General features: G+C 70.9%; 17 protein-coding genes. 4 read left to right on the top strand and 13 right to left on the bottom strand.

Annotated elements, in window-relative coordinates; all coding sequences use genetic code 11:
• Positions 1-62 precede the first annotated feature (62 nt).
• From ACFC79_RS28600 to eccE, 8 genes are all read right to left on the bottom strand, one after another.
• A complete protein-coding gene (locus ACFC79_RS28600; RefSeq protein ID WP_376245765.1) occupies positions 63-1,058 on the bottom strand; it encodes an oligopeptide/dipeptide ABC transporter ATP-binding protein in 996 nt (331 codons plus the stop codon).
• On the bottom strand, positions 1,055-2,080 hold the full coding sequence (locus ACFC79_RS28595) for an ABC transporter ATP-binding protein (protein ID WP_376245762.1): 1,026 nt from the start codon (positions 2,078-2,080) through the stop codon (positions 1,055-1,057). Before ACFC79_RS28595 ends, ACFC79_RS28600 begins: the two co-directional genes overlap by 4 nt.
• Positions 2,077-3,012, bottom strand: coding sequence for an ABC transporter permease (locus tag ACFC79_RS28590; RefSeq protein ID WP_376245759.1), 936 nt, complete (start codon positions 3,010-3,012; stop codon positions 2,077-2,079). Before ACFC79_RS28590 ends, ACFC79_RS28595 begins: the two co-directional genes overlap by 4 nt.
• A complete protein-coding gene (locus ACFC79_RS28585; protein ID WP_376245756.1) occupies positions 3,009-4,091 on the bottom strand; it encodes an ABC transporter permease in 1,083 nt (360 codons plus the stop codon). The genes ACFC79_RS28590 and ACFC79_RS28585 overlap by 4 nt, the downstream gene beginning before the upstream one ends.
• 81 nt (positions 4,092-4,172) lie before the next feature.
• On the bottom strand, positions 4,173-6,056 hold the full coding sequence (locus ACFC79_RS28580) for an ABC transporter substrate-binding protein (protein ID WP_376245753.1): 1,884 nt from the start codon (positions 6,054-6,056) through the stop codon (positions 4,173-4,175).
• Between the two features lie 196 nt (positions 6,057-6,252).
• Positions 6,253-9,147, bottom strand: a complete 2,895-nt coding sequence (locus ACFC79_RS28575; RefSeq protein WP_376245751.1) for an SCO5717 family growth-regulating ATPase — start codon at positions 9,145-9,147, stop codon at positions 6,253-6,255.
• 318 nt (positions 9,148-9,465) lie between these two features.
• Positions 9,466-10,188: a hypothetical protein gene (locus ACFC79_RS28570; RefSeq protein WP_376245748.1), complete on the bottom strand. Its 723-nt coding sequence runs from the start codon at positions 10,186-10,188 to the stop codon at positions 9,466-9,468.
• Entirely contained in the window at positions 10,188-11,522 is a 1,335-nt protein-coding gene (gene eccE / locus ACFC79_RS28565) for a type VII secretion protein EccE (protein WP_376245746.1), read from the bottom strand. The genes ACFC79_RS28570 and eccE overlap by 1 nt, the downstream gene beginning before the upstream one ends.
• 225 nt (positions 11,523-11,747) lie before the next feature.
• Between eccE and eccB the strand changes: the two genes are divergently transcribed.
• From eccB to ACFC79_RS28545, 4 genes are all read left to right on the top strand, one after another.
• Positions 11,748-13,295 carry a type VII secretion protein EccB gene (eccB, locus tag ACFC79_RS28560; protein WP_376245743.1) on the top strand — a complete coding sequence of 516 codons (1,548 nt, stop codon included), beginning with the start codon at positions 11,748-11,750 and terminating at the stop codon, positions 13,293-13,295.
• Positions 13,296-13,342: 47 nt separating this feature from the next.
• Positions 13,343-14,569, top strand: a complete 1,227-nt coding sequence (mycP, locus tag ACFC79_RS28555) for a type VII secretion-associated serine protease mycosin (protein WP_376245740.1) — start codon at positions 13,343-13,345, stop codon at positions 14,567-14,569.
• Between the two features lie 259 nt (positions 14,570-14,828).
• Positions 14,829-15,188 carry a hypothetical protein gene (locus tag ACFC79_RS28550; RefSeq protein WP_376245737.1) on the top strand — a complete coding sequence of 120 codons (360 nt, stop codon included), beginning with the start codon at positions 14,829-14,831 and terminating at the stop codon, positions 15,186-15,188.
• A gap of 52 nt (positions 15,189-15,240) precedes the next feature.
• Positions 15,241-15,546 (top strand): WXG100 family type VII secretion target, encoded by a 306-nt coding sequence (locus ACFC79_RS28545; protein ID WP_376245734.1) that lies wholly within the window; start codon positions 15,241-15,243, stop codon positions 15,544-15,546.
• Between the two features lie 87 nt (positions 15,547-15,633).
• Here ACFC79_RS28545 and ACFC79_RS28540 read toward each other — a convergent pair whose 3' ends face one another.
• From ACFC79_RS28540 to eccCa, 5 genes are all read right to left on the bottom strand, one after another.
• Positions 15,634-15,867 carry a DUF397 domain-containing protein gene (locus ACFC79_RS28540; RefSeq protein WP_376245732.1) on the bottom strand — a complete coding sequence of 78 codons (234 nt, stop codon included), beginning with the start codon at positions 15,865-15,867 and terminating at the stop codon, positions 15,634-15,636.
• Positions 15,868-16,041: 174 nt separating this feature from the next.
• Positions 16,042-17,049, bottom strand: coding sequence for a hypothetical protein (locus ACFC79_RS28535; protein WP_376245729.1), 1,008 nt, complete (start codon positions 17,047-17,049; stop codon positions 16,042-16,044).
• A 64-nt stretch (positions 17,050-17,113) separates the two neighbouring features.
• Complete coding sequence (locus ACFC79_RS28530; protein WP_376245726.1) at positions 17,114-19,426, bottom strand: hypothetical protein; 2,313 nt, start codon at positions 19,424-19,426, stop codon at positions 17,114-17,116.
• Positions 19,427-19,569: 143 nt separating this feature from the next.
• Positions 19,570-20,028, bottom strand: a complete 459-nt coding sequence (locus ACFC79_RS28525; protein WP_376245723.1) for a hypothetical protein — start codon at positions 20,026-20,028, stop codon at positions 19,570-19,572.
• Between the two features lie 130 nt (positions 20,029-20,158).
• A complete protein-coding gene (eccCa, locus tag ACFC79_RS28520; protein ID WP_376245720.1) occupies positions 20,159-24,118 on the bottom strand; it encodes a type VII secretion protein EccCa in 3,960 nt (1,319 codons plus the stop codon).
• Between the last annotated feature and the right edge of the window lie 19 nt (positions 24,119-24,137).

The raw sequence follows: 24,137 nt of genomic DNA, 5'->3' as shown, positions 1-24,137 counted from the left end.
GCTCGTCGGGACACGACCGGGGCCGGGACCGTCGCAACGGTCCCGGCCCCGGTCGCCCCGTCTCAGGTCCGCGGCTTCGTGACCGTGTTCGCCCAGTGGCAGGCGACCTGCGTCCGCCCGCCGCCCGCGAGCACCGGCAGGTCCTGCGTGCGGCACGCCTCGGCGACGCCCGCCCGCTCCGCCTCGCCCGACGCCAGGACCTGGCAGCGGGCGTGGAACCGGCAGCCGGACGGCACCGCCGACGGGTCCGGCGGCTCGCCCGTCAGCACCACCGGATCGGCCCCGGCCTCCGGCAGCACCGAGAGCAGCGCCCGGGTGTACGGATGGCGGGGAGCCGTGAGAATCTGCTCCACCTCGCCCGTCTCCACGATGCGGCCGAGGTACATCACCGCGACCCGGTCCGCGATGTTCCAGGCGAGTCCCAGATCGTGCGTGACCACCAGGGCGGACAGGCCCAATTCGTCCCGCAGCCGCAGCAGCAGGGCCAGGATCTCGCCGCGCACCGAGGCGTCCAGCGAGGCCACCGGCTCGTCCGCGACGATGAGTTCCGGTTCCAGCACCAGGGCACCCGCGATCACCACCCGCTGGCGCTGACCGCCGGACAGCTCGTGCGGATAGCGCAGGAAGAACCGCTCCGGGGGCCGCAGCCCGGCACGCGACAGCGCGTCGGCCACCGCCGCCCGCTCGTCCCCCGCGTACCCGTGGATGCGCAGCCCCTCGGCGACGGCGTCGTACACCGTGTGCCGGGGGTTGAGCGAACCGCTCGGATCCTGGAGCACCAGCTGCACCCGCTTGCGGTACGCCTTCAGCGCCCGGCTCCCGTAGTCGAGCGGCCTGCCGTCGAAGGTCACCCGTCCGGACGTCGGCTCCACCAGACCCAGCAGCGAACGCGCCAGCGTCGACTTGCCGCAACCGGACTCGCCGACCAGCGCGACGATCTCGCCGGGCCGGATGTCCAGATCGACGCCGTCCACGGCGCGCGCCGGGGCGGCCCCGCGTCGGCCGGGGAAGACGACCTTCAGGTCCTGGGCGCTGAGCAGCGCCGAGGTGGGGGTCATGGTGTGCTCCTCGCTTCCTCGGCGTCCGGCCGGTCCGCGGCCGTCGCCGGTGGTTCCACCAGCACGCAGGCGGCCCGTCGTGCGGGCCCCGCCTCCCGCAGCTCCTGGTCCCGCGTCGCGCAGGAGTCCAGCGCCGAGGGACAGCGCGGGTGGAAGGTGCAGCCGTCCGGCAGCGCCGACGGGTCCGGCGGGTCGCCGGGCAGTCCGCGGGGCGCGAACCGGGAGGCGGGGTCGCCGATGCGCGGGAACGCGCCGGACAGCGCCCTGGCGTACGGGTGGCGGGCGTCGCGGTGGACCTCGGACGCCGGGCCCTCCTCCACGACCCGGCCCGCGTACATCACCGCGAGCCGGTCGCAGGTGTCCGAGAGCACCGCGAGGTCATGGCTGATCATCATCAGGCCGAGATCCTGCTCGGACACCAGTTCCTCGATCAGCCGCAGGATCTGGGCCTGGACCATCACGTCGAGCGCCGTGGTCGGCTCGTCCGCGACGATCAGGCCCGGGTCGCAGGCGAGCGCCATCGCGATCATCACGCGCTGCCGCTGGCCGCCGGACAGCTCGTGCGGATAGGAGTCCGCGCGGGCCGCCGGCAGGCCCACCTGCTCCAGGAGCTCGCCGGCCCTGCGGGCAGCCCCGGCCCGGGTCGCCTTCCCGTGCAGCAGGATCGGTTCGGCGATCTGGTCCCCGATGCGGTGCACCGCGTTGAGGGAGTGCATGGCGCCCTGGAAGACGATCGAGGCCCCCGCCCAGCGCACCGCCCTGACCCGCCCCCACTTCATGGCGAGGACGTCCTCGCCGTTCAGCAGGATCTCGCCGGTGACCTTCGTCCCGGCGGGCAGCAGCCGCAGCAGCGCGAGCGCCAGGGTCGACTTCCCGCAGCCCGACTCACCGGCGATGCCGAGCTTCTGCCCCGCCTCGACGGTGAGGTTCACCCCGCGGACGGCCTGTGCCCCGCCGGGGTACGTCACCGTGAGGTCGCGGATGTCGAGGAGCGGTGCCTCGTGATTGCTCGTGGTACTCAACGGGCCACCCCCAGCTTGGGATTGAGGACGGACTCGATGGCGCGTCCGCACAGGGTGAACGCCAGGGCGACCGCGGCGATGGCGATGCCCGGCGGGGCCAGGTACCACCAGTTGCCCGAACTCACCGCGCCCGCCTCGCGGGCGTCCTGGAGCATGCCGCCCCAGGAGGTGACGGTCGGGTCGCTCAGGCCGAGGAAGGCCAGCGTGGCCTCGGTCAGGATCGCGCTGGAGATCACCAGCGTGGTCTGCGCCAGCACCAGCGGCATCACGTTCGGCAGGACATGCCGCACCATGATGTGCCCGTGTCCGCCGCCCAGGGCCCGCGCCCGCTCGATGTACGGGCGGGACTCCACGGCCAGGGTCTGGGCGCGGACGAGGCGGGCCGTGGTCGGCCAGGTGGTGACGCCGATCGCGATGACGACCGTCCACATCGAGCGGTCCATCACGGTGGCGAGCGCGATGGCCAGGACCAGGGTCGGCATCACCAGGAACCAGTCGGTGACCCGCATCAGGACCGTCGAGTACCAGCCGTGGAAGTGTCCCGCGACGATGCCGACGACCGTACCGATGGCGACGCAGAGGAAGGCCGCGAGCAGACCGACCGTCAACGAGATCCTGGCCCCCCACACCAGCAGGGCCAGCACGCTGCGCCCGAACTGGTCGGTACCGAGCGGGAACGCGCCGCTGGGCGACTCCAGCGGACCGCCCGGGGCGCCGGTCACGCTCTGCGAATCGGCGCCGACGAGCTGCGGCGCGAAGACGGCGACCAGCGCGATCAGGACCAGTGCTCCCAGTCCCCACAGGCCGCCCCGGTGTCTGCGGTATTCGCGCCAGAACCGGGCGGCGGACTGCCGTTTGCGGGCCCGGGCCAGCGCGCGCGGGTTCCCGGCCGCCCCGGTCTGCGTGGGCGTGGGCATGGATTCGGTCGTCATCGGCCCACCCGGGGATCGAGCAGCGGATACAGCACGTCGGCAAGGGTGTTCGCTAGGATCACCGCGGTGGCGAACACGAAGAACAGCGCCTGTACGAGGGGGAGATCGGGCACGCTGAGCGCCTGGTAGAAGAGGCCGCCGAGGCCCGGCCAGGAGAACACCGTCTCGACGAGGATCTGCCCGGCGACCACATGCCCCAGGTTCACGAACATCAGCGTGAACGTCGGCAGCATCGCGTTGGGCACCGCGTGCCTGCGGCGCACGGCGTCGTCGCGCAGCCCCTTCGCACGGGCCGTGGTCAGGTAGTCGCTGCCCATTTCGTCGAGCAGCGAGGAGCGCATCACCAGGAGCGTCTGCGCGTATCCGACCGCGACCAGGGTGATCACCGGAAGCACCAGGTGGTGCGCCACGTCGACGACATACCCGAGGCCGCTCTCGCCGCCCGACTCCATGCCGCCGGTCGGGAACAGTCCGGGGACCGGCCCGACGCCCACCGAGAAGACGATGATCAGGAGCAGCCCCAGCCAGAACGACGGGACCGAGTAGAGCGTCAGCGCGAACGCGGTGTTGAAGCGGTCGCTCATGGAGCCGTTGCGCCAGGCGGTGCGGGTGCCCAGCCAGATGCCGAGCGCGGTGTAGAGGACGTACGCGGTGCCGGTGAGCAGCAGCGTCGCCGGGAGCGCCTCGACGATCTTGTCGATGACGGGGGTGTGGAACTGGTAGGAGATGCCGAAGTCCCCGGTCAGCGCGTCGCCCACATAACTGGTGAACTGCTTCCAGAGCGGCTGGTCCAGCCCGAACTGGTGCCGGAGCGACTGGAGTTGCTCGGCGGACATGCGGCGACCGCCGGTCATCTGCTTGACCGGGTCGTTGGGCAGGAGCCGGAAGAGGAAGAAGCTGGTGACCAGTACGGCGAAGAGGGAGACGAGCGCGCCACCGATCTTGGCCGCGACGTACCGGAGATATGCCTTGGTGTTGCGCGCCCGTGGACCGCGGGCGCCCGACGGGCCGGCCGGGGCCGGCCCGTCGGTGTCCACGTCCGCGTTCTGCACGAGCGCCGGAGTGCTGTCAGCTGTCATGGGGAACTCTCGTTACTCGTGCTGCAACGGGGACCGGCGGGCGGCCGCCGGGCCGGCCCGCCGGTCTTTCGTGACCGGTCCCTACTCGCGGTCGTCCGCGGTGGTGCGGCGGCGCTTCGCGAGGAGCAGACCGCCCCCGGCGAGTACGACGACCACCACGACGATGCCGATGACGACGCCGGTGGAGCCGGAATCCGAGCCGGAGCCGCCCGCCCCGCCCGCACCGTCGTCGCCCGCCGGAACTGCCGACCACCAACTCCAGTAGCCGTCCTGCCCGTAGATGTTGCCGGCGGCCTCGGGCATGGTGGTGATGGACTTGATCTGGTCGGTGCGGTACGCCTCGACCGCGTTGGGGTACGCGATGACGCTCATGTACCCGGAGTCGTACAGCCACGACTGCATCTGCTTGACGAGGTCCGCGCGCTTGGCCGGGTCGTACTCGGCGAGCTGCTTGCGGTAGAGCTCGTCGAAGGTCTTGTCGCAGATGAAGTTGTCGGTGGCGGCACTCTCCTTGGCCTTGACCGGCAGCGCCGCGCAGGTGTGGATGCCGAGGACGGCGTCGGGGTCCGGACTGACGGACCAGCCGTCGAAGGCGAGGTCGTATTCACCGGCGTACCAGGGCACGGAGACGTCGTCGCGGCAGTCGACCTTGAGACCGATACCGAGCTTGCCCCACCACTCCTTGAGGTACTTCCCGATCGCCTTGTCGTTCGGGTCCGTGGCGTGGCACAGGATGCGCAGGTCGAGCGGCTTGCCGTCCTCGCCGACCCGCTTGCCGCCCTTGAGCGGGTAGCCCGCCTCGTCGAGGAGCTTCGCCGCCCTGGCCGGGTCGTGGGCGAGGCTCTGCTCGGCGGAGGGCTGCCAGAAGTACTCGGAGAAGCGCGGAGGGATGTAGCCCTGGCCCTCGACGGCGTGGCCCTGGAAGACCTTGTCGACGATGGTCTTGCGGTCGACGGACAGGAAGAGGGCCTGGCGGACCTTCTGGTCGAGCAGGGCCGGGTTGCCGTCGCCGAATTTCTTGCGGTCCTTGGTCTGCGCCCCGGGGTTGACGGCAAGCGAGAAGAAGCGGCGGCCGGGTCCCTCATTGACCTTGATGTTCTTCTCGCCCTTGAGCGAGGCGGCCTGGGCGGGCGTCAGCGCTGGGGAACCGGAGACGAAGGACACCTCGCCCTTGCGCAGCGCGGCGACCGCGGCGTCCTGGTCCTTGTAGGTCTTGAAGACCAGCTCGTCGAACTTCGGCTTCCCGCGCCAGTAGTCCTTGTTGGCCTTGAGCTTCACGTACTGGTCGACCTTGTAGTCGGTAAGGACGAACGGGCCGTTGCCGACGATCGGGAACGTCGTGTCGTTGTTGAACTTGGAGAGGTCGCCGACCTTCTCCCAGACGTGCTTGGGGACGATCGGCACGTCGAGCGAGGCCATGGTGGCCTGCGGCTCCTTCAGCTCGACGACCAGCTCGGTCGGGCTGGGAGCGGTCACCTTCTTGAAGTTGGTGACGAACGCGCCGTTGGCCTGCGCGGCGCCGTTGTCGGTCATTATCTTGTTGAACGTCCACGCCGCGTCCTCGGCGGTGACCGGCTGTCCGTCCGTCCACTTGGAGTCGGAGCGGATGGTGTACGTCCAGGTCAGCTTGTCCGCGGAGGTCTCCCACTTGGTGGCGAGCGCGGGGATCGGGTGGTTGTCCTTGACGTCATAGTTCGTCAGGAAGTCGTACATGAGCCGGGAGACGCTGGTGCTGAGCAGCTTCTGCGCCAGGAACGGGCTCAGCGAGTCGACGCTCTGCGCGACGGCGACGGTAAGTGTGGACGAGCCGCTGTCCGCGGCCTGCGCCTGCTGCGGTGCGGAACCGAGGGGGACGCCCGGGACGACGGAAGCCGCGGTCAGCGCCAGTGCGGCGGCGCCGGAGGCCAGAAGGGCACGCCACCGCGGGCGGGGCTGGGCGGGGCGGGGTGGAACTCTTTCGACCATGGTCAGGGACCTCGCGTCATGACTCGCACGGAGAAGGCGGGTTGAGCTCTGGTTCGCCAGCTGGTGAAGCGAAGGTTTATCAGCGGTGGTCGAGCCGCGTCAACGGTCATGAAACGGCGTGTGGTCTGCGGGAATGCAGGAAGGACCCGCACCGCGGAGGCGGTGCGGGTCCTCATTGGTTCAGACCTCTGATGCCCTACTGCTGAGGCGCTGACGGCGGTTGCTGCGGCCAGCCCGAGGGCGGTACGGGGCCCTGCGGTTCGGCCGGGCCGGGCGGGTTCGGCCGACCAGGGGGAATCGGCGCGCCGGGCTGCTGGTGGGGCGGCGGCCCGGCCGGGTTCGCCGGGGGCTGGGCCCGGGGCGGCAGCGGCTGCTGCCAGCCGCCCTGTTGGGCACCGGGTCCGGCATGCGGCGGATACGGCTGCTGCGGCTGACCGCCGTACGGCTGCTGGGGCTGCTGCGGGTACGGCGACTGCTGCCCCGGCTGCCCCGGCTGCTGCGGTGCGTACTGCTGCTGCCCGGGCATCGGCGGGGCGTACTGCGGCGGCGGGGTGGCGCCGTTCGCGGTCCAGAGCCCTTGCTGCTGCTGGGCGCGGGCGAAGTCCTCGGCGACCATCGCGGAGAGGTTGAAGTACGCGTCGCGGGTCTTGGGGCGCATCATGTCGAGGTCGACCTCCGCACCGGCCGCCAGGTGCTCGTCGAACGGGACGACGACGACGCCTCGGCAGCGCGTCTCGAAGTGTTGCACGATGTCGTCGACCTTGATCATCTTGCCGGTCTCGCGGACACCGGAGATGACCGTGATGGAACGCTGGACCAGTTCCGCGTACCCGTGCGCCGACAGCCAGTCCAGCGTGGTGGACGCGCTGGAGGCACCGTCGACCGACGGCGTCGAGATGATGATCAGCTGATCGGCGAGGTCCAGTACTCCGCGCATCGCGCTGTAGAGCAGACCGGTGCCCGAGTCGGTGAGGATGATCGGGTACTGCTTGCCCAGTACGTCGATCGCCCGCCGGTAGTCCTCGTCGTTGAACGTCGTGGAGACCGCCGGGTCCACATCGTTGGCGATGATCTCCAGACCGGAGGGCGCCTGCGAGGTGAAGCGGCGGATGTCCATGTACGAGTTCAGGTACGGGATCGCCTGGACCAGGTCGCGGATCGTGGCCCCGGTCTCCCGGCGCACCCGGCGGCCGAGGGTGCCCGCGTCCGGGTTGGCGTCGATGGCGAGGATCTTGTCCTGCCGTTCGGTGGCGAGGGTCGCGCCGAGGGCCGTGGTCGTCGTGGTCTTGCCGACGCCGCCCTTGAGGCTGATCACCGCGATGCGGTAGCAGGACAGCACCGGCGTCCGGATCAGCCCGAGCTTGCGCTGCCGCTCGGCCTCCTCCTTCTTGCCGCCCAGCTTGAAGCGGGACGCGGCGGACGGGTTGCGGCTGCTCTTCGCCTTCTGCTTGCCCCTCACCAGCCGGTCGGAGGAGAGTTCCACCGCCGCCGTGTACCCGAGCGGGGCCCCGGGCACCGAACGCTCGCGCTGGTCGTGGGTGACCGGGGACGGCCAGGCGGCTCCGGTGCGCGGGTCGACGGGCTGCCCCTGCGGCTGTCCCTGCGACTGTCCGGGGTCCTGCTGCGGCAGTTGCTGCTGTGCGGGCGGCTGCGGGGCGACCTGCGCGGGCAGGGGCGCGCCCGGAACCGACTGCTGCGGGACGTGCGGGGGCTGCGGGGCCTGAGCCGTCTGCGGTGCCTGCGGGGTTTGCGGTGCCTGCGGGGGCAGCGGGGCACTTCCCTGCTGCGCGGGCCACTGCGATGCCTCGGGTGCCTGGGGGACCTGGGGCGGCAGCGCCGCCCCGGGAACCTGGGCGGCCTGAGCGGGCTGCGGCTGCTGCGGGAACCCGTAGCCGCCCTGCGGCGGTTGGGGGGCCGGTGCCTGCTGCTGGGCCGGGGGAGCGGGCTGCTGGGGGAATCCGTAGCCGCCCTGCTGCGGCTGCGGGGCGTGGGCCGCCCCGGCCTGCGGGAATCCGTAGCCGCCGGGGGCCTGCACGGCCTGCGCCGAACCGGGCCACTGGGGGGCGGGCTGCGGCGCGTTGGGCTGGGGCGCCGCCGGCTGGAAGGTGGGCGGCAGCGGCGGCAGGCCGCCCTGCGGCGGGGCGGGGGCCCAGGGTGTGGGCGCGGCGGGCGCCCCCTGCGCCGAGTCCGCGGGCGGCGCGTCCTGGGGCTCCGCCTGCGCGACGGCGTCCGGCGGTGCGGCGCTTCCGGTTTCCCCGGAGACATCGCCCGCGTCGTCGCTCCCGGCGCCCTCCGATGCGACGTCGGCCGTCGAGTCCGCCACGCCGGACCCGGACGGATCGGAGCCGGACACACCGGAACCCGTCGTACCCGGCTCGGACGGAGCGGATTCGGACGGTCCGGCGGCGGTCGGCTCGTCGGGAGTCGGGTGCGCCGACAGGGCGGAGTCGGGGCGGGAAGGGGACTTTCCGCCCTCGTTCCCGGTGTCGGAGCCCGCTGCGGCATCGGGAACGACACCCGTGCCGGAGTCGGTGACCGCGGACGGCGCCACGAGGTCCGGGGCGTCCCCGTCCCCGTGCCGCGACGCCTCCTCGCGTTCGGCGATCTCCCGCTTCAACGCGGCGGGCGAGAACCGCATGGTCGCACCGCTCTCCACGTCGCCGCCCCCGAACGGGTCCGCCGCCCCTGCCGTGGTGTGCTGCGCGGGCGTCGTGTGCTGCGCGGGCGTCGTGTCCTGCGCGGCGGAGGACACCGCGCCGTCCGCGGTGGGACGAGCCGTGTCGGCGGCCGGGGCAGGAGCCGGGTCCGGTGCCGATGCCGGTGCGGACGGCGGTGCCGGAGCCCAGGCGCCGTCGAAACCACTGCCCGCCGGCGGCGCGGGCAGGGAGAGCGGTGCCCCACTGGGCGGGGGAGGCGGCGCCAGGTGCGTTCCGGCGCCGCCCGACGAGTCCCCCGGCGCGTTCTGCGTGTACCAGGCGGGCGGGGTGTAGTCGATGGTGAACTCACCCGTCATCTCGGCGGGCTCCGCGTCGGACGACTCGTCGACGGGCTTGTTCCAGCCCCCGCGGATCTCGTCCCGATCGCCGTTCACTTTGCCTCCTGGTGTGGTCGAGCACCCTTGTGCCTTGATGGGTGGGGGCGACCGTTTCCGTCCTGCCGAGCGCCCGGCTCTTCCCCCGGGGCGCGCATCGCCTGCCCGCAGGTTCTACTGCCGCGCCCGGACCCACCCTAATCGTCATGGGGCCCGCTCCGGCAGGCCGTACGGCACCGCAAGAGTTGTCCCGTGCGTCACGCCGCGCCGCACGGACGCACCGAATGCGCACAGGACGAAGGGCGAAGCAGTCAAAAGGTGGATATCTGCTGACGGAATGCCGAACATCGCGTACAGAACGGGGAGGGGAGCCGCTCCTCAGTCCATCCGGCGCGCGCCACCCAGCAATCCGGTCTCGCCATCGGTCGCCTGAGTCATCACGAACTGCCGGTCGCGGGCCGAGCACCAGAGGGTGACTCCGTCCGCCAGGGTCGACAGGGCCTGCGTCTCGGCATCCGGAAGGTGCAGTATCCGGCCGATCTGTGCGGCTTCGTCGGGAGACACCCGTTGCACACCGACCAGGGACGACTTCTCCATCAACCTCGGTGCCACCGGGCTCAGATACGGCAGCAGTGTCAGCACCGACTGCCAGGGGGCGGACACCACCCGCCCACGCGGCGGGCGCATGCCGCAGTCACGCACCACGACCACCGGTGAACCCGCCGACGGTCCCTGCGGCGGCACCCGTCCCACGTCGTGCAGCGTGACGCACGGCTGACCGCCTCCCGCGGCGTGCGCGAGTGCCGTCCACGCCTGGCCCCGGCCCGTTTCCACAACGATCCGGGCCCCGGTCGCCGCCGCGCGCAGCGCGAGCACCTGCGCCGTCCACAACCCGCCGATCAGCGTCACGTCGTACGGGTCCGGCCGGTTGATACCGAGCACGGCGGGACGGCCCTGGGCGTCCACACCGATCACCACGCCGTCGTCCCCGACCGGCAGTGCCAGTGGGGCCAACTGGTCGAGCGGGATCGTCTGCCGCCCGCGGCGCGGGCCGACCAGACCGAAACCGAGTCGGGCGCGAGCACCCGTGAATGCGGACATCAGCGCGTACCCCCGAGCGGCAGTGTGGCGAGGACCCCGGGCAGCTGCTCGCGGTCGAGCCGGACCAACGATGCCTTCACGCCCCGTGCGGCGCGTTCCAACTCGTGGCGGGCGCCCAGCAGTTCCTCGTCGCTGCGCCCGGTGATCCGGATGTGTCCGCTGATCGCGACCCCCTGCCGCTCGCCGTGTCCCAGGGTGAGGCTGAACGTCGTGGCGAGGGCGGGCATGGAGGTGAGCAGGGCGACGAACCGAGGCATCGCCGCACCGCCCTCGCCTCCGAACTGCGGCCAGCGGGCCACCCAGTAGGTGGTGTGCCGACGGTCGTCGCAACGCCAGGTCCGGGACGTCTCCTCGGTGCGCCGCGCCGGTGCCCCGTTCCGGCCCGCCTGTGCCATGGCCGAGGCACTGGCGCAGACCGAGGTCGCGATCGCGGACGTCAGCTCCTGCTCGGTCAGCACCGTCGCGCGGAAACCCGCCCCGGCCAGCCTGCTGGACAACTGGTCGGCGGCCCGCACCACGCACTTCTGCGCCCCGGCGAGGCCCCCGCCCCGCGCCCGCACCGCCTCCGGGCAGAGTTCCGGATCGAGTTTCAGCGCGATCCAGGTGATGCGCACGGCAGGCGAACCCGTCTGGGCCTGCAACGGCGCGTAGTTGCGCGCGGCGACGGACTGCTGGGGCAGATGCGGCGCGGGTGCCGGCTGGGTGTGCTGCACGACCTGCGCCGACTCCAGCCGGATCCCGTCGACTTCGAGCACGTCCCGGACGAGCGCCAGGGGCAGCGGGCGGGCCGACCGGTCGTGCCGGAGCGCCGCGTCGTCGGGCTCCACCCGGAGGACGGCCGTGACGAAGGTGCCGTCGCCGATCATGCCCACCGGTCGCCGGTCGCGGTCGCTGAACGCATACGTGCGCAGGGCCGGATCGCACTCCACGACGGGGGCGATGCCGGGCTCCGTACCCGGGGGGAGTTCGAAGGAGTTGGCCCGGCGCGCACGCGTGCGCAGGGCGAGAACGGTCCCCAGCCACTCCGGCAGCGAACGGCGGTGCCGACGCACCACGGCCAGCAGCACCAGGAGCGCGGCGATCACACCGGCCGGAGCGAGCAGCAGCGGCTCGATCACCCACGCGGCGAGCAGCAGCGCGACCGCGATCTCCAGCAGGACGAACTGTTGCAATCGGAATGGGCCGAACTGCCCGGTGGGACCGCTCCGTCGGGCGGCGGACGCCTCGCCGGACCGCCGTGAGGAGCCGCGGGAGGACGGCCGGCCGTCGGCCGGGGGAGCCGCGGCGGTGCGCGTGTTCCCGGCCGGACGCGTCGATGTAGCGGAAGCCGTCATTCCGGCGTTCCCCCCGTTCATCAGTCCCCAACTCCACCCGTATTCCGCCCGTCCCGAGCGGGCTCCGGCGGCTGGATCACCCTACCCGCCCCATCGCCGCCGACGGCCAGCAGGCATAGTAGGGGGCCGGTCCGGCACCGAGGTCCGGCGTCGCGGGCCCGGTACGGGTCCGGGGCGCGATCGCACCCGGTGCCGCGCGGGGAGACACGGGAGAAACAGCGACTCATGGCATCACGGCGGGATGAGCTCAACGCATACACCTTTGCGAAGAAACGCACGGTGGCGGCATTCCTCCAACCCTCGGCCACCGGCTCCGACGAGGGAGCTCCGCGACCGCTGCGCGCGGTCCTGCCGAGCGTGGTCGTCGGTGCGCTGGTCGTCGCGGGCTTCGGCGCCTTCGGCATGTTCAAACCCACCGCGCCGAAGGACTGGGACAAGCCCGGCACCAAGGTGATCGTCGGCAAGAAGTCGACCACCCGCTACGTGGTGCTCACCACCGGCAAGGGCAAACAGAAGAAGACCCTGCTGCACCCGGTGCTGAACCTCGCCTCCGCCCGACTGCTCCTCAACCCGCAGGACTACGACGTCATCCAGGTCGCCGACGACGTCCTGGACGCAGGCAAGCCCCCGCGCGGGCCGATCCTCGGCATCCCGTACGCCCCGGAACGGCTGCCCGACGCGAAGGACGCCGGGACGGCCAAGCGCTGGGCCGTCTGCGTGCAGCCCGGCGGCAAGGGCAACTCCGTGCAGAAGGCCACCTTCGTCCTCGGCGAACGCGACAACAAGCGGACCGAGGGACGCAGCAGGCTCTCCGGCGGCCAGGTGCTCTACGTCCAGGGGCAGGACCACACCCGCTACCTGGTCGACGCACGGGGCACCAAGTACCGCATCGACGAGACGGCGGCCGACAACGGCCATCTGACCAACGCCCTGGTCGGCAGCAGGCAGCCGCAGCCCGTCACCGACGACTGGCTGGCCACCCTGCACGACGGCAGCCCGATCGTCTTCCCGAAGATCCCGGGGAACGTCGGCGACCCGGCGCACGTCACGGGACAGCTGTCCGACGACGAGAACAGGATCGGCATGGTCCTCAGGACCAAGACCGGCGAGGGCACCCGTCACTACGTCGTGCTCGATAAAAAGGTGCAGCCCGTCTCCGAGTTCACCGCCTGGCTGCTCATCAACTCCCCGCAGACCGCCGCCCTCGACCTGGAGAGCGAGGCGCGCGCGGTCGGCCTGCAGAACTTCGTGCCCGACCCCGACACCTTCGCCGGCCAGGCCGCGCACTGGCCGGCCCGCAAGGCCGCCCAGGTGAACTCCACCGACGGCGGCGGCGCCCGCGACACCGTCTGCAACGTGCTGCGCTCCGTCGACGGCTCCGGCCGCACCACGCTGAGCACCTGGGCGGGCACCTCGTACCCGGCCACCATCAGCGCCGGCGGCACCAGCACCTACGTCACGCCCGGCAGCGGCCTGCTCTACACCCAGGTCCAGGGCCGGCAGACCAGCCCCGACGGTTCGCTCTTCCTCGTCACCGACACCGGACTGCGCTACGCGGTCCAGGCGAACGGCGACAGCGACGCGCAGCGCTCCGACATCGGCACCGGCGACGAGCAGAAGCAGTCGGACGGCCGCCCCGAGCCCAGCCAGGCGCAGAGCAGGCTCGGCTACGAGAAGGTGACGCCCGCCCTGGTGCCGATCGTCTGGTCGGAGTTCCTGTCCAAGGGGCCCCGGCTCGACACCAACAGCGCCCGCCAGCCCCAGGGTTCATGACGTTCCGGGGCATCGCGGGTATCGAGGGGACCGGGGGAGAGGGAGAGATGTCGTACCGCAGGAAGGGCCTGTCGGCCGCGATCGTCGCCGCTGCGACCGCACTGACCGCGCTGACGGTGCCCGTCGCGCACGCCGAGGGCATCGAGGGTCCGGGCGGCGTGGAGATAGACGGCAGCGGCGAATGCACCTTCCCGATGAAGCGGCAGTACGAGGGGCGACCCTGGTCGCTGCAACGCGTCCTGCTGGACGAACTGTGGCAGGACACCAAGGGCAAGGGCGTGCGCGTCGCCGTCATCGACACCGGTGTGGACAAGGCCAACCCGCAGCTCAGGACGGCGGTCGACACCTCGGCCGGAGCCGACCTCCTCAAGGGCGGCAAGGGCGACGGGACGGTCGACGAGGTGGGACACGGCACCAAGGTCGCCGGCATCATCGCCGCCCGTCCCCGCAAGGGCACCGGATTCGTCGGGCTGGCCCCGGAGGCCACCATCATCCCGATCCGCCAGAACGACGAGAAGAACAGCGGCAAGGACACCACCATGGCCACCGCGATCGACCACGCGATCGCGAAGAAGGCCAATGTCATCAACATCTCCCAGGACACCACCAAGCCGCTGGCTGCGACATCCGCACTGGGCAGGGCCGTGGCCCGGGCACTTGCCGCGGGCATCGTGGTGGTCGCCTCCGCGGGCAACGACGGCATGGACGGCAAGGCGAAGCGTACCTACCCCGCCGCCTTCGACGGGGTCCTCGCCGTCGCCTCCTCCGACCGCAACAACGAACGCGCCGCCTTCTCGCAGGCCGGCGACTTCGTCGGGGTCGCCGCACCGGGCGTCGACATCGTCTCCACCGTCCCCGGCAACGGCCAGTGCACCGACAACGGAACCAGCTTCTCCGCCCCGTACGTGGCCGGGGTCGCCGCCCTGCTGCGGGCCAAGTACCCGAAGTGGACGGCGGCCCAGATCGTGGCCCGGATCGAGCAGACCGCGGAGCGCTCGGTCGCCGGTCACGACCCGTTCGTCGGCTGGGGCGTCGTCGACCCGGTGCGCGCCGTGACCAGCGACGACGCCCCGCAGGCGGCCCCGCACGCCGACCCGGCGCCGCCACCGGCCGCGGCACCCGAGCCCGCCCACTTCTCCCTGTCGGAGACCGGGCAGGAACGCAGCGAGCGGTACGCCACCTACGCGTTGGCCGTGGCGGCCGTACTGGTCAGTGTGATCGCCGGAACCGCGACGGTTCTGCGGGACGCCCGCCGCAGGCGCGCCCGGGGATGACACATCCGCCCATCGACGCCGTTTCCGCCCCGGAACCGCAGTTGGGGTGAGCGGTCGAATTGACTAGGGTGGCAGTGGACTTCACGTGTGTGACGGGGGAACGAGAAGTGGCCGAGTCCGATTTCGGAGCGCGGAAATGCCGACAGTGCGCTTCCCGGCCCCGCGCTCTCCCCACTCCTTTGCCGGAGCACACGGGGGACAGGAAGGGTCCGGCCGCGCCGTGCGGACGGGCCACGGAACTGAGAGATAGGACCTCCGGATGACCAACCCCGCAGGCGGCTTCGGACTTGCCGATGATCCCATCGTCCAGGCGAAGAACAAGATCGTCGAGACCGGCCAAGCCGTCTCCCGCCAGTCCCGGGAACTCGCCGACATCCTCGCCACGGTCGGCGCCGGGTGGACCGGTGTCGGTGCCTCGGGATTCACCTCCGCGCAGCTGATGATCAATGAGGACCACGACACGATCCGTCGGCTCCTCAACGTCCTGCACAACGCGGTGGACAACACCAAGAACCTCAGCAACGCCAACGACGAGGAGGTCCGTGCGGCCTTCAACCGGGTCAAGGAGGGCGCGCCGGGCGCCGGCGCCGGCAACACCTCCGGCCTGAACAACGTCTGAACCGCCGCACGCACCCCGCTTCCGCACACGCTGAGCACCGAGGAGAAGAACCATGGGCCACGACCCGAACACCAAGGTCAGGTATGAGAGCGTCCAGGAGATCGCGAACCGTGTCCGCGCGGTTTCGCAGAAGATCGTCACGGACCTGACGGAGATGGACGCCGCGCTCAAGGTCGTCACCGACACCTGGGACGGTGAGGCGCACGGCGAGTACGTAGCCCTGCAGAAGAAGTACAAGGGCCGCGCGGAGCACATGAGGGACCGCCTGGCGGAGGTGGCGAAGATCATCGAGTCCGGCAAGGACAGCTACCGCGCCACCGACCTCAGGGCCTCGCGCGGATTCACCGAGGCGTTCTGACCCGCCCGGTACGCGTGCGACAGGAGGGGAGCATCCGAACCGGATGCTCCCCTCCTCATGTCCTGCCGCGACGGCCGCCCGTCGCGTCTACTCCAGGTCGAACTCGCCGTCCCGCGCGCCCAGGACGAAGGCCCGCCACTCCGCCTCCGTGTACCGCAGCACGGTGTCGGGGTCGAGCGAGGACCGCATCGCCACCGCGCCGCCCGGCAGGTGCGCGATCTCGACGCGCTCCTCGGCCTCCTCGGTGCCGGGCGCGCCCAGCCATTCGGCGCCCGAGATGTCGAGTGCGTAGAGCTCGTCCTTTTCCTGCTGAGTGCCCATCAGGTGCCTTTCCTCTCCTGCGGCGGAACGTGTTCTTCGCCCCGTGCAGACTATCTCCCGCCGGGCCGGGCCGGGGGACGCGATGGACAGGTGCGGTACGGCGGTGCTAGCGCGGTGACCGGAAGGGGGCACCGTCCCGGCCGTTGTGGATGTCGCTCCCTGGGCCTGAGGTCGTCACGACATTCTCAGGTTCTGAGCGATTGCGGCGTACTGCTCCTGACCGGTCCGACGGCACTGCGCCTCCACCGGCTCCGCCCGGTCACGGCCCACCTCCGCCGCCTCGGCCCAGGCGGCGAACATGGCCGTGCCCTGCTCGCGCAGGTGGTCCGCCCGCTTCGCTGCCGGCACGGATGCCAGCGACGCCCGCCACTTCCCGGTGATCCGGTCGGACAACGCGGACCGGGGGGCCGCCGACGAGGTCGCCCCGGGGCTGCGCAGGGCCGCGTACACCGCGTCCATCCACTGGGCCGCGGCCGACGACTCCTTGTCCCGCACCACATCGGCCGCGATCGCGTCGTAGCCGCCGAGGGCCGCGGAGTTGGTGACCGCTGCCCCCTCCAGAGCGTCGCCCGTCGCCTTTTCGGTCAGCGAACCGAGCTGTGCCGCGCCCCACCGCGTCTGGGCGTCGCGCAGGATCGCGTACGCCGCCGGTTCCTCCGAGGCACCCCGCAGTACGCGGACGAGTTCGCCCCGGAGCACCGAGAAGTGGTACCCCGTCTCGTCCTGCCACGCGACGCTCTCCGGGGAGGCCCACCGGGTGTACTCGGAGTTGGTGCCGTCCAGGATCTCCTGGGTGTCCTGCGCGTAGTCGGCAAGGGATTCGGCGAGCGGCAGCCGGAGGTCCGCGGCGAGGGTCCGGTCGCCGTGGACGAGACTGTCGTTCACGGCGAGCAGGATCTTCTTCATGCTGTCGGCCTGGGTCCGGGTGTGCGGCGCGGCCTTGCCACCGATGGTGGCGGCCTTCACCGCCGCACCCAGATCCGCGCAGCTCATGTCCGCCGAGTGGTGCGACCCGAGCGCGGACTCGACACGATCGTCCTTGACGAGGGCGTCGCAGTCGGCCGGTCGCTCCCGCCCGAGCAGGAACCACGCCCCCACGGCCAGGGCCATGGCGAGCAGGGCGGCGGTGACCGCGTACAGAGGACGGCGGCTGCGTGGCCTGTGGGCGGGCGGTTCGGACATGTGGTGTTCCTCCGCGGCGGGTGGGGAGCGACCGGTCGGGCCGGGGACGTGTTGCTCCGGGCGGTCAGTTGGTGGTGTCGGTCAGGTACTTGTGGGCCTGGGTGCTGCCGGTCGTCCGTCCGTTGAGCATGAGCCGGTTCAGCGTCCTGAGTTTCGCCTTGCCGTCATCGGTGTTGGTGTCGATGTCGTCACGCCCCGCGGCCCAGCCGTTGAGGGTCTCGTTGACCTGCATGGACGCATCGAGATACTCGTCCGCGATCGCGGCGTTGGCCTTGACGTCGGCCTCGCCCTTCATCTGGTTGCCCCATTGCCAGGCCCAGGTGTCCACACCGCGTTGAATCGCGTCACCGACGGGCAGGGCCGTTCCGCCGATCGGCAGCGTGAGAGGTGTGACGGCCCCGCCGATCACGTGATAGGCCATCTTCGACTTCCAGTCGGCCTTGTTGTACTCGCTCATCCGCTCGTCGTTGACCACGTCCTCGCGGATCGCCGTGTACGCGCCGAGGACCGCACCCGCGTCTCCCAGGCTGCCGCTGTGATCGAAGTCTGTCTTCCCGTTCGGGATGTCATCCAGCAGGGCGTTGAGATGACGTGCCTCCGCCTTGTGGAGCGAGGCATAGGCGTTCGGGTCGTCGGAGAGCCCGCGCATCACCTGGATGAGGTCCTTCGAGGTGGTCGAGAGATGGCCCCGGCCGTCCTCGTCGACGAAGTACCCTTCGGCCCGGTTGTGGATGTGGTCGCCCGACGTCTCGCTGATGATCTCGTGGGTGTCGGAGGCGTATTCGCCCAGAGCGTTGGCGACGGGCAATTGCAGGTTCTTCGGTACGGACGCCTCGGTGCCCTGGCCCTCGCCCGGCGCGAACTGTTCCAGGATGCCGTTCATGACCCGCGCCTGCGCCTCGTTGTGCTTGGCCTCCGGCCACGGGTCCTGCCCGGGGCCGAGCGGCACGTGGCCGGTGGCGGCGGCTTCGAGCGCGGCACCGAGACCCATGCGGCTCGTCGGATCGTCCATCGTGGTCACGGTCATGCCGGTGATGGTGTGCCGGGGCCAGGTGCGGGAGTCGTCGCCACTGCCCGCGAGGTACTTCAGGTGGTCGTTCTTGACGTGGTTCGGCTCGGTCCCGTTGCCGTCCGGGTCGAAGAAGGCGGTGGCGGCGTCGGGGTTCCTGCTCATCACGCCCAGCAGACCGTCGACGGCGTCCGTCTGGATCCCGTCGTGACCGGGGCCCCATTTCTGGAAGATGCCGCTGTGGTCCTTCTCGGCCTGGATGAGCTTGTCGCCCATCTCGTAGAGGAACTGGTCGTCGAACTTGGTGTCGCCCTGCTGCATCATGCTGACGAAGGTCTGGTAGCCGTACAGCGGGTTGGTGTTCTTCGCGTAGTTGTGCGTCCCCGACTCGTGCAGGTTCTTGGTGAACTCGCGGTAGAACGTGCCGTCCTTGCTGTCGACCCACTTCTTGAACGCGTCCGATCCGGGCGGGGCGTCCTTGACGCTGCCGGGCACCCGGGTCGCGGTGGCGACCGTGTTCGCGAGGTTCTTCTCGATCTCCAGGTACTGGCCCTTGTGCTTCTTGTCGGAGTCGTAGGCGCGATCGTTGAGCTGGTTGGTTACCTTGATCAGGCCGTCCGGCCCCAGGCTGTTCAGCAGCGTCTGCGAGAACGCCTTGTCGCCGTGGTTGTCCCGCACCGAGCGCTGGAACTCGGCGATGTCGGCGGCGGAGACCTTCTCGCCGTTGTTGAGCCGGGTGGCGATGTCCGCCGTGTTCTCCGCCTCGTACTTCTCGATGTCGCCGTACGCGTGATTGTTGAAGCCGACGCCCAGGGTCTCGTCGTTCTTGTCGCCGTAGCCGTCCTTGGTGACCGCGTCGAGGGCGAGTTTCGCCCCCCGGTCGGCGTCGTCCACCGCCTTGACGCACGCGTCGATCGCCTCGGTCCACGACGCCACCGCCTTGCTGACGCTCTGCGCGAAGTCCGGGTCGTGCTGAATGGCGGAACGCTCTCCGGGCGTGAGCTTCTCGTAGTCGTAACTGACCACTCCGCTCTCGGAGACACGCATCCCGGCCTTGACGGCATCCGCGCGCTTGGACTCCAGGTTCTTCTTCAGCCGCACGAAGTCCTCGTGCGCGTCGCGCAGCAGCGAGGCTATGGCCTTCGCCTCGGTCTGGGCGGCCGTGTACTCGTACTGGGTGGCGGCGAAGTTGGTATGAGCGGTCTGGGCGCTCACACCCGACCAGGAGGACCCGAGCGTGATCTTCTGGACGCTGTCCTTGTAGCGGTCCGCCACCTTCTTGATCTCCGCGGCCATCTCGTCCCACTTGCCCGCGGCCGTGGTCAGCCGACTGAGATCGGTGGTCATCACGTCGTGATAGGTGAGCATGCGTGTCCCCCGTGACTTGTTCGGTTCGTCGTACCGTCAGGCGGTCTGTGCGTGGAGCGCTCGGGCCGGCGCGCGGTGACCTGTCGCGCGGCGGCGCGAGCCCCGCCGGGTCCCGGCCGCGGGCGCGGACGCCCGCGGCCGTCCTACAGCCCGTCGAGCCCGGAGGCGTACGGACCGGGCTGAGGCTTCAGCAACGGCGTGAACTGCGACTTGATCAGGTCGTCGTTACCGGCGAAGAGTCCGGAGGCGCCGCGCAGGGCGCCCTTCTCCACGGACAGCCGCCCCATCAGGACCTTGACCTGCTTGTCCCACGTCTCCATGACCTTCTTGACACCGGCCCCGGTGTCCCAGCCGTCGAACTCCTTGACCGCCGCCTTGGACGTCTCGTCCGCCCAGTCGGTGGCCTTCTTGGTGTTGGGCTCCAGCTCGGTCTCGATCGTGTTCGCCGCCGCCTTCTTCTCCGCCGGCGTCGACGCGAAGTCCTGGTTGCCGCCGAGGCCGCCGGACGACGGACCGTCACCGGTGCCGTTCAGCTGCATCCGGGTGCCCTGCCGCGTCGCCGCCTGCCCGCGCAGCTGCTCCCATTCCTCGTCAAACCCCATGAAGTCCCCCGAAAAGACGTCCGATGTCGCTGCTCTGCTCTTCGGCCAATGGCCGAATGTAGATCACACCATCCGACGCTAATGCATCGCCACCCGGGTGGGGTCCGGGTGCCACCCGGACCCCACCCCGTCAGCGCTGTTCCGGCAGCCGTCCGATCTGCACCAGCGGGTTCCCCCGGCGCCGCGAGGCGAAGTAGCCGCGTCCCGGCGGCATCGCGTGGCCGCGCACCGAACCGATCAGATCGCCCTCGCCCGGGTCGCCGGACAGCACCACGCCCTGCGCCCCCAGCTCCTTGATGCGCTGCATGAACCCCTCGTACATCGCCCGGGACGCCCCGGCGGAGTTGCGCGCGATGATGAAGCGGACCCCGGTGTCCCGGGCGAACGGCAGGTACTCCGCCAGCGGGGCCAGCGGGTTGCCCGAGTTCGTCGCCACCAGGTCGTAGTCGTCGACGACGATGAAGATCTGCGGACCGCTCCACCAACTGCGGTCGCGCAACTGCTGCGGTGTGACGTCCGTCGGCGGCTGCCGACGTGCGAACACCCCGGCCAGCGCCTCCATGTGCATCTGCATCGAGCTCGCCATCGGCGCGTACTCCAGCAGATGACTCTCCGGCAGCGCGCCCAGCAGCCCCCGCCGGTAGTCGCCGACGACGAGCTTCGCCTCGTCGGGCGAGTAACGCTCCGAGATCTGCTGCGCGATCAGCCGCAGCAGGTTGGTCTTCCCCGACTCGCTCTCCCCGAAGACCAGGAAGAACGGATCGGTCTCGAAGTCGACGAAGACCGGCTCCAGAGCCGCCTCGTCGATACCGATGGCGATGCCGTGCTGCGGGAACTCGAAGCCCTTCGGCAGATGGTCGGCCGGCAGCTTGCGCGGCAGCAGCCGCACGGCAGGCGCGGCGGGACCTGCCCAGTTCGCCTTCACCGTCGAGACGAACGCGGCGGTGCCCTCGGAGAGGTCCGAACCGTCACTGGAGGAGTCGATGCGCGGCAGCGCGCCCATGAAGTGCAGCTTCTGCGGTACCTGCCCGCGGCCCGGGACCCCCGCGGGCACGTTGGCCGCCACCTTCCGGTCGAACTCGGAGTCCATGACGTCGCCGAGCCGCAGCTCCAGCCGCCCGAGGATCTGGTCCTTCAGCGCCGCCCGCACCTCCATGTAGCGGGCGGCCGTGATCACGACGTGGATGCCGTAGCCGAGGCCGCGCGAGGCGATGTCGGTGACCACCTGCTCCAGCATCTCGTACTCGGCCCGGAAGCCGCCCCAGCCGTCGACGACCAGGAAGACGTCGCCCCATGCCTCGCCGGGCAGTTCGCCCAGCGCGCGCTTGCGCCGGTAGGTGGCGATCGAGTCGATGGAGTGGGCGCGGAAGAACTCCTCGCGCCGGTTCAGCACCCCGGCGACCTCGGAGACCGTACGCCGCACCCGCTCCGGGTCCAGCCGGGACGCCATGCCACCGACGTGCGGCAGCTCCGCCAGCGAGACCAGACCGCCACCGCCGAAGTCCAGACCGTAGAACTGCACCTCGTGCGGGGTGTGGGTGAGGGCGAACGACGAGATGAGCGTGCGCACCAGCGTCGACTTCCCGGACTGCGGACCGCCGACCACCAGCATGTGGCCCGCCGCGCCCGAGAAGTCCGTGTACAGCACCTCACGCCGCTGCTCGAAGGGCTTGTCGATCAGGCCGAGCGGCACGGTCAACCCGCCCGGACGCGTGTACTCCGTCGCCGTGAACCCGCGCTCGGCGGTCGGCGCGAGCCCCGGCAGCAACTGGTCCAGTGCCGGCGCCCGGTCCAGCGGCGGCAGCCACACCTGGTGCGCGGGCACCCCTTGCCCCTCCAGCCGACGCACGATCACATCGAGCACCGTGTCCGCGAGCGCCTCGTCCTCCGCGCTCGTCCGGGCGGCCACCACATGCGCCGGGTCCGGCGCCGCGTACACCACCGGCACCGGAAGCGCGCTGAACACCGCGGCCCGCCGCTCGATCGCCAGCGACCCCACCGACAGATCGGGACCGCCCGTGCGGTACGTCCCCGACACGTACGCCGCCTTGAACCGGGTCATCTCGTCCGTGCCGAACTTCAGATAGCCGGAACCCGGCACCGACGGCAGGTGGTACGCGTCCGGCACCCCCAGCGCCGTCCGCGACTCCGCCGCCGAGAACGTCCGCAGACCGATCCGGTACGACAGATACGTGTCCAGACCGCGCAGCCGGCCCTCCTCCAGGCGCTGCGAGGCGAGCAGGAGATGCACACCCAGCGAACGCCCGATGCGTCCGATCTGGATGAACATGTCGATGAAGTCGGGCTTGGCGGTGAGGAGTTCGGAGAACTCGTCGATGACCAGGACCAACGAGGCGAGCGGCTCCAGCGCCGCCCCCGCCGCCCGCGCCTTCTCGTAGTCGTGGATGTTGGCGTAGTTGCCCGCCGACCGCAGCAGCTCCTGACGGCGCTGCAACTCGCCGCGGATCGCGTCCCCCATGCGGTCGACGAGCGTCAGGTCGTCCGCCAGGTTGGTGATGACGGCCGCCACGTGCGGCATCTGCGACATCCCGGCGAACGTCGCACCGCCCTTGAAGTCCGCGAGCACGAAGTTCAGCGTCTCCGACGAATGCGTGACCGCGAGCCCCAGCACCAGCGTGCGCAGCAGCTCCGACTTGCCGGAACCCGTCGCGCCGACACACAGCCCGTGCGGGCCCATGCCCTCCTGCGCGGCCTCCTTCAGGTCCAGCATCACCGGTTGGCCGTCCTCGCCGACCCCGATCGGTACCCGCAACCGCTCGGCGACGGACCGGGGGCGCCAGGTGCGTGCCACGTCGACCGAACCCGCGTCACCCAGATTGAGCAGATCGGTGAAGTCCAGGTTGGCCAGCAGAGGTTCGTCGCCGTCGCCGCCGCCCATCCGCAGCGGTGCCAGCTGCCGGGCCAGGGCCTCGGCCGCGGGCAGCGAGATCCCGTCCGGCACCCCCTCGTACACCATCCCCGCGCCCGACTCCAGCCGCAGCAGCCCCGGCCGGGCCACCACGGACAGCCCGCCGCGCGGCTCGTCGAGCTCGCCCGGCACCACCTCGACGATCGTCACGCCCTGCAGGCCCTCGGCCGCCGCGAACAACGAGTCCGGCGGCACCATCCCGCCGTCCAGCACCACCACGATGTGCGGCTGGTCCAACAGCGGCTGGTTGTCCCGGCCGAACCGCGGCCGCCCCTCCAGCCGACTCGCCAGCAACTGCTCCAGCTCGCCCAGATCGTCCCCGAACAGCCGCTTCGTCCCGGCCCCGTCGACCTGCCCGGGCACCTGGAGGTGCGGCAGCCACTTCGTCCACTCCCAGCGCTCCACCGCGCCGGGCGCCGCCACCACGGCGACCACCAGATCCTCGGGGGAGTGCAGCGTCACCAACTGCGCGACAAGTGACCGCGCCGCGGCCTGCGCCGAATCCGGCCGCCCGGAGACCGTCACGTGGTAGAACGCCCGGATCGACACGGCCATCGGTAGCCCGTCCAACGACCCGTGCACGGCGAGGAACTGCTGCATCGCCCCCGCGCACATCGGCTCCAGCTCGTCCACCGGAGCGGTGTCCGGTGCGACCAGCGGGGTGGCCAGCTGCTGCACGCCCAGGCCGACCCGCACCTGTCCGAAGTCGTTGTCGCCGATGCGCCGCTCCCACACCCGGCTGCCCTCGGCGACCACCGACCACAACTGTTCCGGGGCGGGCTGCAGATACAACTGCGCGTCCCGCTGCGCGCGCGCCGTCCGGCGTACCGTACGCCGCGTCTGCGCCAGGTATTTGAGGTAGTCGCGCCGGACATCTGCCATTTGCCCCTGCGTACCCCGGCGATGGCGGACCAGCTGGGCGACCACCATGCCCACCGTCGAGACGAGCATCAGCACACCCATGATCCGCATGAACGGAGGGGCCTGCGGCGAGAAGAAGAAGACCACCGACGAGCCCATGCCGAGCACCGGCAGGATCTGCATCAGCATGCCTTCCTGCTGCCCGCGCGGCAGTTCGGGAGGCGACTCCAACGTCAACTCGTCCATGGGGACTTCCGGCGGCAGGGCACGCGGAGGTCGTTTCACGACGATCTGGCTCACCGAAACATCAATCCTTCGG

It is taken from the genome of Streptomyces sp. NPDC056061, assembly GCF_042266885.1.
GTDB lineage: Bacteria > Actinomycetota > Actinomycetes > Streptomycetales > Streptomycetaceae > Streptomyces.
Note: the sequence above shows the minus strand (reverse complement) of the source record. Positions and strands in the feature narration are given on the sequence as shown.